The 9,143-nt window shown below is 46.9% G+C and carries 4 protein-coding genes; 2 read left to right on the plus strand and 2 right to left on the minus strand.

The features are described 5' to 3' along the window. Positions 1-147 precede the first annotated feature (147 nt). On the plus strand, positions 148-927 hold the full coding sequence (locus WBA89_RS02305) for an ABC transporter ATP-binding protein (RefSeq protein WP_424403702.1): 780 nt from the start codon (positions 148-150) through the stop codon (positions 925-927). Between the two features lie 175 nt (positions 928-1,102). After that, positions 1,103-1,810: an ABC transporter ATP-binding protein gene (locus WBA89_RS02310; RefSeq protein ID WP_424403704.1), complete on the plus strand. Its 708-nt coding sequence runs from the start codon at positions 1,103-1,105 to the stop codon at positions 1,808-1,810. A 237-nt stretch (positions 1,811-2,047) separates the two neighbouring features. Here WBA89_RS02310 and WBA89_RS02315 read toward each other — a convergent pair whose 3' ends face one another. Both WBA89_RS02315 and WBA89_RS02320 read right to left on the minus strand, forming a co-directional pair. After that, complete coding sequence (locus WBA89_RS02315) at positions 2,048-7,528, minus strand: response regulator (protein ID WP_424403706.1); 5,481 nt, start codon at positions 7,526-7,528, stop codon at positions 2,048-2,050. A 787-nt stretch (positions 7,529-8,315) separates the two neighbouring features. Next, positions 8,316-8,960 carry a TVP38/TMEM64 family protein gene (locus tag WBA89_RS02320; RefSeq protein WP_424403708.1) on the minus strand — a complete coding sequence of 215 codons (645 nt, stop codon included), beginning with the start codon at positions 8,958-8,960 and terminating at the stop codon, positions 8,316-8,318. Positions 8,961-9,143 lie beyond the last annotated feature (183 nt).

Genomic DNA, 9,143 nt, shown 5'->3' on the forward strand with positions numbered 1-9,143 from the left:
CTTTTTTTATTGTGGGATGGGCTTCTAGCCCGTCCGAAAACTTGATAAAAAGGACTTTTGCCATCTTTTATAATCTCCCAAGTTGATTTGCAAGGGTAAAAGTGGAATCTCACAATTCAATATAAAGTATTAGGAAATACAACCAAAATGTCATTATTAGAAGCACAGCAACTTACCATGCAATTCGGCGGTTTGACGGCGGTAAACCAAGTTAGTTTAACCTTAGAAAAAGGCTCGATCGCCAGTTTGATCGGCCCCAACGGTGCGGGTAAAACCACTTTTTTTAATATGCTGACGGGTATCTACAAACCTACTGCCGGTAACTTGCTCCTCCAAAATAAGAATATCACGGGTTTGCCTCCCGATCGCCTGACAAGTTTCGGCATTGCTAGAACTTTTCAAAATATCCGCTTGTTTAACAATATGACTGTGGTGGATAATGTTTTGGTAGGCAGACACAGCAGAATGAAAACAGGTTTGTTGGGTGCAATCCTCCGCCCGCCAACTGCGAGGGCTGAAGAACGGGAAGCTAAAATAAAAGCGCTGAGTATGCTGGATTTTGTCGGTTTGGGCGTGAAAAAAGCGCCGGAGTTGGCAAAAAACCTTTCCTACGGCGACCAGCGCAGATTGGAAATTGCCAGGGCTTTGGCTTCTGACCCAAAAGTTTTGCTTTTGGACGAACCGACTGCGGGAATGAACCCGAATGAAACGGCTGATTTAACTCGCTTTATTTACCGGATTCGCGATGAGTTGGATTTGAGTATTTTGCTGATCGAACACGATATGAAGGTGGTGATGGGAATTAGCGATCGCGTGAGTGTTATGGAGTACGGTACTAAAATTGCTGAGGGAACTCCGGCAGAAGTTCGCGCCGATCCTCGCGTGATTGAGGCATATTTGGGAAAAGAAGATGATGTTCGCGGTTAATACAATTAGTCGGTCAACCGCAAATTTAAGGCCGATAAACACTGATTGAGGCAGATAATTTTAAGTTCGCGAGATGCTCTGGTTTACTATAGAAAAGGTTAATTTTAAATAGATGCAATAAAATTTTATACTTAGTCGGGACGATATAACAAAGGACAAGGCAGAAAGAGCAATCATGCTAGAAATTAAAGACATTCACACCTATTACGGAAATATTCACGCTCTCAAAGGAGTATCGCTAACTGTCTCGCAGGGAGAAGTTGTGACATTAATCGGTAGCAACGGGGCGGGGAAAACTACCACTCTCCGCACGATTCAAGGGCTGCTGCGCCCGCGCCAAGGTACTGTACTTTTTGAGGGAAAGCCTTTAGAATCGCTGTCTACAGAGGCGATCGTCCGTTTGGGCATTTCTCAAAGCCCGGAAGGGCGGCTGATTTTTGGGCGCATGACGGTACAAGAAAACCTGGAAATGGGCGCTTATCTCCGCAACGATACTCTCGGTATCAAGTCTGATATGGAAAAAGCTTTAAATTTATTTCCGCGTTTGCGAGAAAGAATTAGTCAAAAAGGTGGTACTCTCAGCGGGGGGGAACAGCAAATGCTGGCGATCGCCCGTGCTTTGATGTCGCGCCCCCGTTTGTTATTATTGGATGAGCCGAGTATGGGCTTGGCTCCGATGTTGGTGAGTCAAATTTTTGCGATCGTCCGCGATATTAATGCCCAAGGAACTACTATTTTATTGGTGGAACAAAACGCCCGGATGGCTTTAAGTGTAGCTCACCGCGGCTATGTCATTCAAACTGGCGAGGTTGTAGTCGCCGGTACTGCTAGCGATTTGCAGTCAAATGAAACTGTTCGCAAGGCGTATTTAGGGGAAAGTTAAATATGGGAATTGGGGAAGGAGTAAAGAGTCATTAGTCATTGGTCATTAGTTAGAAGTAATGGGTAATTGGTAATTGGTAATTACCAAGGTGCACCGGGCATTGCACCCGCAGCATCCGATGTCAAGACGGCAGAGGGCGGGCACGGGGGCACCGCCCCTACTAATAACAAATAACAAATAACAAATAACCAATAACAACTAACCAATAACAACTAACCAATAACAACTAACCAATAACTAATTCCCGATTTGCGATCGCAACTTCCCCGTTTTTAATTCCGTCTCAAACGCCATCCGCACCTTTTCCCACTCTGATTCGGCTTCCAAAAGCCGATCGCGCGCTGTCCTGGCATCAAAAACCTGTTCTCCTCCAGACTCAACCGCCACGCGGCCCATATATTCCAACTCCTTGCAAACTTCCGAAAAAGACACCGCTCCTAAATTAGCGCTGCTCGACTTGAGGGTGTGAGAAGCCAGCTTCAAACTATCAGCATCGCCGAGAAAAATAGCCTCTTTAATTGTTTCTAACTGCTGCGGTGCATCTAACAAATATATCTTAATCAACTCCCCCAAAAAATCCGGGTCTTCATCGTCGTCTAACTCGCGGAGACTTTGCAAAACCTGAAAATTGATCGGCGAATTTGCTAGCGGTTGAACGATCGAGTGTCGAGCAGCGTCACTGCTAACTGTGTCAGCAATATCTGGATTTTTCAGCTCAGCAACTGCATCCAATTCATCCCGATCCAGGGGTTGGCATTTGCTTAGGGCGATCGCCAACTCTTCCCGGCGCACCGGTTTAGTAATATAATCGTCCATACCCGCTTCCAGACACTTTTCGCGATCGCCCTGCATCGCATTAGCCGTCATCGCAATAATTCTCGGCTTCTTATTAGCCGGCCATTCCTGACAAATGCGGCGCGTCGCTTCCAACCCGTCCATCTGGGGCATCTGCACGTCCATCAGCACAACATCGTAAGATTGGCGCTTCAGCGCCTCCAAAACCTCCAGCCCGTTAGCCACAATATCGGCCCGATATCCTATCCTGTCGAGCAAATGCGTAGCGACTTTTTGATTCACCACATTGTCCTCTGCCAGCAAAATCCGAATCTGACTAGAATTAGCTGCATCCTGTGCGGCAGAATTGCTCGGAACCTGCCTCAAAACCGCAGGCGTCCGCTGCACGCGGTGCTGTTCTTGAGAATTTTCAAAATATTTCAATCCCGAAGTCAAAGTCGCCACATTTGAAACTTCTCCCCTGCCGCTTTTGCCGGCCACATATCCAAAAACTTGCAGCAACACATTATAAAACTGCGACTGTTTGAGAGGCTTAGTTAAAAACGCCGAAAAATGTACTTCTGTAGTTTCAAGTTTTTTCCAAACTTCCGCCTTGCTCAAATAAGTAAACAGCACCAAAGGCAGCGTAACTTTGCGGGGGCTTTTAACTGGGATGACATTCGGATTTAGCCCCTCGCGGCCAGACAAATTGCTCAGCTCGAACGAACGAATCTTTACAGCCAAAGCCACGCCGTCCATATCTGGTAAATTCATCGCCAAAATAGCCAAATCAAACTCCGAGTTTGATTTGATAATTTCCAAAGCCTCAGCACCCGAAGTTGCAGCCACGGGTATCATTCCCCAAGCCTCAGCTTGCCGGATCAAAACTTGTCGGTTGATGGCATGATTCTCGACAATTAACAAATGCTTACCAGCAGCAAATTCCGGCAGTTTTTCCTCAGCACGGCTTTGATTGGCTTCAGCAATCACCGTGAAATAAAAAATCGAACCAGAACCCGATATTGACGGCAGTTCAAATCCCGCAGGCGACATTCCGGCGGTACTTTGTCCGATCGCCGAAACTGTCGGTTGAGACTTAGAACCTCCCGGACAAACTTGACTGACAACCCACATTTTACCCCCCATCATATCGCTCAAACGCTGGCTGATCGCCAGTCCCAGCCCCGTCCCGCCGTAATGTCTAGTTGTCGAAGCATCCACCTGCGAAAAAGCTTTAAACAGGCGATCGATCCTGTCTGGCGGAATGCCAATGCCCGTATCTTGGACAGCAAATTGAATCTCGTACTGTCTGCTATCAGGCAACTGTCCCTGCTTAATTGCTAGCAGTTGCTGCTCTATAATATTGCTTGTTTCCCGCGATTTTTTAGCAGGTGCAGGCTCAATTTTTCTCGCCGTACAGCAGACGACTATTTCTCCCGATTCTGTAAATTTAACTGCATTTCCCAGCAGGTTTACCAAGATTTGGCGCAGCCTCGTGACATCTCCCAAAATATTTTTCGGAACAGAATCGTCAATAAAGTAAGCCAATTCTAAACCTTTTTCCGAGGCTCTCGGAGCCAACAATTCCAGAGACTCTTCTATACAGTTTTGCAGCTCGAAGGGGCTGCGTTCCAAATCCATTTTGCCCGATTCAATCTTAGAAAAGTCGAGGATATCGTTAATAATAGTCAGCAAAGCATCGCCGCTGGTGCGAATTGTCTCTACAAAATCCCGCTGTTCTGGCGTTAGTTCCATATCCAGCAGCAAACCCGTCATCCCGATTACCGCATTCATCGGAGTGCGGATTTCGTGACTCATCGTAGCTAAAAACTCGCTCTTAGCTCTGTTAGCAACTTCTGCCGCTTGTCGCGCGTGTTCCAAAGCTTCATTTTGCTCTGCCAACTGTTGCTGCCGGTGAACTTCCGTTTCTAAAAGTTGTGCTTGAGCTAATGTAATTCCGACTTGAGCGGCAACATCTTCTAACAATTCAATTTCGTCGGGAGTCCACTGGCGAGTAGCATCGCACTGGTGCAAAGTAATAATGCCATTCGGTTCGCCTTGATAGGAAGTGCGAACTGCCAACATAGATTTTAAGCCGATGCGGCGGCACATCGGCACGGAAGATTCGAGCAAAGGATCTGCAAATACATCGGGAGATGCCAGGGCTATATCTTCAGCTAGCAGTTTTTCTGTGTAGGGGTTGTAAGTGACAGAAAGTTCTAAATCTAAAGCTGATGCGTGACCTGGTTCGAGGTATTCTGCGACGCAGGGAAGGTGCGGGTAAGGTTGGGAAAGATAGGTGTGAATTGTACAGCGATTTACGCCGAATACGCGCCCGATTTGGGTGGCGGTAGTCTGAAAAATTTCTTGAGTATCTAAGGTCGATCGCACTTTTTGAGTGATTTGTTTGAAGAGTAAAACGCGCTGGTACTGACGCTGCAAAGTGTGCTCGCGTTCTTCGCGGGCAATTTCCGCGCCGATATAATTGCCCATCAACTTTAACATTTCAAAATTCAGCGGTTTCAAAGCTGGTTTAGCGGTGCTGGAAGTAAAGCTCAAAGTGCCAAAAACTCGCCCTTCTACTATTACCTGCGTGCCGACAAAAGCCTCCAACCTGCGGACGGCGTAAGCGGGGTGGTGCTTCCACTCAGTAGTGCCGGCGGATTCGATAGAAATAGGTTCGATCGATCGCAAAACCTCTCGTTCAAAAGTTCTGCTCAAAGCAAAACCGTCTCCTTTGGCAAATCCGAAGGGGAAATTGGACGGTACATAAGCTGCAATCACTTCGTAGCGATCGCCCAAAACCCTGCCCAACAGCCCGATATCCATCCCAAACTGACTGCAGCCCATTGCCAGCAACCGAGCAGTGCGCTCCTCAAAAGAGCCCGTCGAGTCCACCATTACCTCGTAGAGCGATCGAATTGCCCGCTGGCTTTCTCGCAATTCCTCAACGCCTTCTACGCGGCTGCAGACATCGTGCAAAGTCCCTAAAATTCCCGCAACTTCACCTTGGGAAGTGGGCTTGACTTGAGCAAACATTTCAACAGAAACAAAGCCGGAATTCGGGTGAATTCCCAATTCGTTTTTTTCCGAGTCCGGATTGTATTTAAATCGCAGTTCTTGCCGACAAAATTCCGAGTTACCCGACAGCAAAGACTCCAATAAATTTGCACACTGCGGGCGATCGTCTGGATGCACCCAATCTAAAAAATTAGTTTCCAAACTTTCGGAAACCGAAAAACCAGTAATTTCAGTCCAAGCGCGGCCGAGAAACGTCCAAACTCCCGCCGCATCCATCTGAAAAATTACTGTTGCTTTCAAAGAGTCAAATACTTGGAATTGCTCGCGATCGCGGTTTTTGAGCTCTAACTGCTGGTTTGGAGTAATATCTGTATGAGTTCCTACCAAGCGCAGCGGTTTGCCTCCAGCCCCGCGCAAAACTTGACCCCGGTTGAGCACCCACAGAGTGCTGCCGTCTTTGCAGTACATCCGGTATTCTGCTGCAAAATCCGGTGTCTTTTGTGCGAAGTGATCTTCTAAAGCTGCTTTTACTCCGTCAATGTCATCTCGGTGGATGCGACTCCACCATTCCGATCGGCGATTCGAGATTTCCCCTGCTTTGTAGCCGAGCATTTCTTGCCACCGCACGGAATAAAAAAACTCATCTGTTTCGAGATTCCAATCCCAAATCCCCTGATTGTTGACAGCAGCGGGGAGATTTGGGGGCTCGGCGAAACTGTTTTGAGCAATTTCTGCATCTCGGTGGCGATGGGCTGCCGGAAGCTGTATTTGGGCGGCGAGTTTTTTGTATTGCGCGCTGCTCGATTCTAGCTGGCGCTGCAAAGCGATCAAGCCAGAATGCAGAGATTTTGAATCCAGCGCTTGTAAAAGGATAGTTTTAGGATTGACAATCCCGATCGGGTGATTGTTTTCGTTAATGACTAATAATGGCAACTGGCAGTAGTGTTTTTGCAGCAGGGCGACGGCTGCTTCTAGGGTAGAGTGCGATCGGATCAGCGGCGGCGAGCTGCTGCAAATCGCTCCGGCTTTAATTTTGTTCGAGTCTCGATCGAGCGCCTGCAACTGCACGATGTCCCGCGAACTTACCACCCCAACCAATTTGTGGAGGTTGGGATTTGTAAATTTGGAATTTGTAGCAGCAGTCGAGTTTTGTTCGGGAGTTTCAGTAATTAATACATAGCTAACATTGTATCTAAACATCAGTTGCGCCAAATAGCGAACCGAAGCAGAAGCAGGAGCGTGAATAATTCGCGAAGCTGCGATTTGAGGAATTTGATTGAGTTTAATTAAACTCGCCGGCAGCTCTAATTTCGGCAGTGAACTCGGCAGCGGCGGAGGGAAGGCAAAGGTAGCAGCAGGAAAAGCGCTGCTTGATTTTTGTGGCGATTCCCCAATTTTCTGCAACAGTTCGACCAAGCTTTGAGAGCTAATTAAACCGACAAGTTCTTCAGCGTCGCTGACGACGGGCAAATGACTGATATGATTTTTTTCCAGCAGATTTGCTAAGGCAAAAAAGTCGGGAATTTCCGATTCTCGGACTACAGTTACGCTTCTGATCATGATTTGCTCGATCGCAAATCCCCTCAAAGCCGAGCCGATCGAATCTAGCTGTACCACATCTCGCGCTGTAAAAATTCCCAACACCGTCGGGCCGCCCAGATGGGGAGGTTTTGAGCCGTTGAAACCCAGCCCGTTCGATGGCGGTACACGCGGTACGCCGTTGTAGAAACCCAAATGTTCCCGCGATTGTGGGGAAGTCCCGTTAGCGGGATTTTCGACTGGAGAATTCCCGCGCGGTTCCACCACGAGCACGTAACTGGCCCCCGTGCTGCTCATCAGCTCGATCGCCTTTTCTACAGGCGTGTGAGGAGTTACGGTGAGGGGATTGCGGTTGATGACCTGACTGAGGGAGGGAATAAACATCAGGGGGCATAAAAGTGATATTTGTTAGAAAAACCCGATCGCGGGCAGCGGCTGGATTGAGAGGCTTTATCCGCGAGGTTTCCAAGCACGCTCAAAGTTTCTTTACAATTAAACTCACCCCTACTTCCAGCATCTTGGCATTTAAAATTAATTTCGTGCCACATCCTGACCGTTGACGGTTAACGACAAGCCAGAACCAATGCTATCTGCCACAGGGCGGACTTTTAACTGGTCGGCAATTCCTCGCCGGGCCTAACTGCTGCGGGTTGACGAGCAAGAATTTCTGCGATTGTCTAGACTGCACCCTACTTTCTCGCCCTCAACGGAACTCTCGCTCAGATTCTGTTTGAGGCAACATAACCATACACTACCAATTTACCAGCGGCAGGAGGCTTGTTACAAGATTGCCAATTAGTAGGTATATAAACTGTGCAATTAGCCGGTGGGAGAAGCCAGAGGGAGATAACGGGAAAGGGGGAGCTTTGAATATATAGCCTTTCTCAAAAAGGTGAGGAGTTGAGATTTTAGATTTTAGATTTTAGATTTTAGATTGGGGGATTGAGAACTCGATCGGTCAATACCTCATTTTTGGCTCGAACTGCTATAGATTAGGGATTGAGGGATTGAGGGATTGAGGGATTGAGGGATTGAGGGATCGATCGGTCAATCCCTCATTTTTGGCTCGAACTGCTATAAAACAAATAATTGCGATAATAACTGACTCTGTTATTATCGCAAATATTAATAATTGCTACATTTTGTCAATTATTAGAAATTTTTATACCAATCAAGAGGGTAAACTGTGTTTGCGATTCAACCAACCTGTTACCAATGCTAGTAAAAACATTCCTAACAATGCAAATCCTAGTAACAACTTACCGCCTTCGAGAACGCCTGCTCCCAGAGCCACTAATGGAGGTTTTGCTACAACAATACTCAGCGTCAGAGTAGTGATAAATCTCCGCCATTTCATTTGAGTTAATCCGACACCGTAGCAAACAAAGTCAAACAGCCCCGTCATCAGTAAAGCCGTTACTAAAAAGATATTACTTTGTAGGTAATTCTGATTAATAGAATCTACTTTATCCATGAATTTTTCCCCGACAATTTTTTGCACGAGGTGGCGTCCGTAGCGTTTGGCAATGTAGAAATTAATGGTACAGGCGATCGCATCAGCAATGGCGATCGCGATTAAACCCTGGGTAAACCCAAACAATGCACCTGCTAGCAGCGAATAACCGGTACCCGGTAGGGCAGGAATCACAATGCTTACCATTCGCAGCAACATCACCACCAACGGTGCCCAAATTCCAAACTGACTGATGTTAGCTCTAATTTGCTCGATCCCGTAGTGGTTGATTAGGACGATCGCACCCACAACCAGCAAAGCAGTCAGGCTAAACTGAAGCCATTTAATCCAACGGTTTTTCATGGTTGAGACTCCAACTTTAATAAAATTACCATCCCTAAATCTCTCAATCCCTCAATCCCTCCAATCTAAAATTTAAAATCGACTGACTGCTCACCTTTTTGAAAAAGGTTATAAATAATTCCCTTCATCGTTTTGATTTAGAGTACAAGATTAACGGAATGCAGCACAAATCCTCAGTTACAA

It is taken from the genome of Microcoleus sp. (assembly GCF_049646505.1).
Lineage (GTDB): Bacteria > Cyanobacteriota > Cyanobacteriia > Cyanobacteriales > Microcoleaceae > Microcoleus.

Bases quoted from the DNA above. Each gene is read 5' to 3' on its own strand.
- WBA89_RS02315 (WP_424403706.1), bottom strand. From the start codon at position 7,528: ATGTTTATTCCCTCCCTCAGTCAGGTCATCAACCGCAATCCCCTCACC.
- WBA89_RS02305 (WP_424403702.1), top strand. From the start codon at position 148: ATGTCATTATTAGAAGCACAGCAACTTACCATGCAATTCGGCGGTTTG.
- WBA89_RS02320 (WP_424403708.1), bottom strand. From the start codon at position 8,960: ATGAAAAACCGTTGGATTAAATGGCTTCAGTTTAGCCTGACTGCTTTG.
- WBA89_RS02310 (WP_424403704.1), top strand. From the start codon at position 1,103: ATGCTAGAAATTAAAGACATTCACACCTATTACGGAAATATTCACGCT.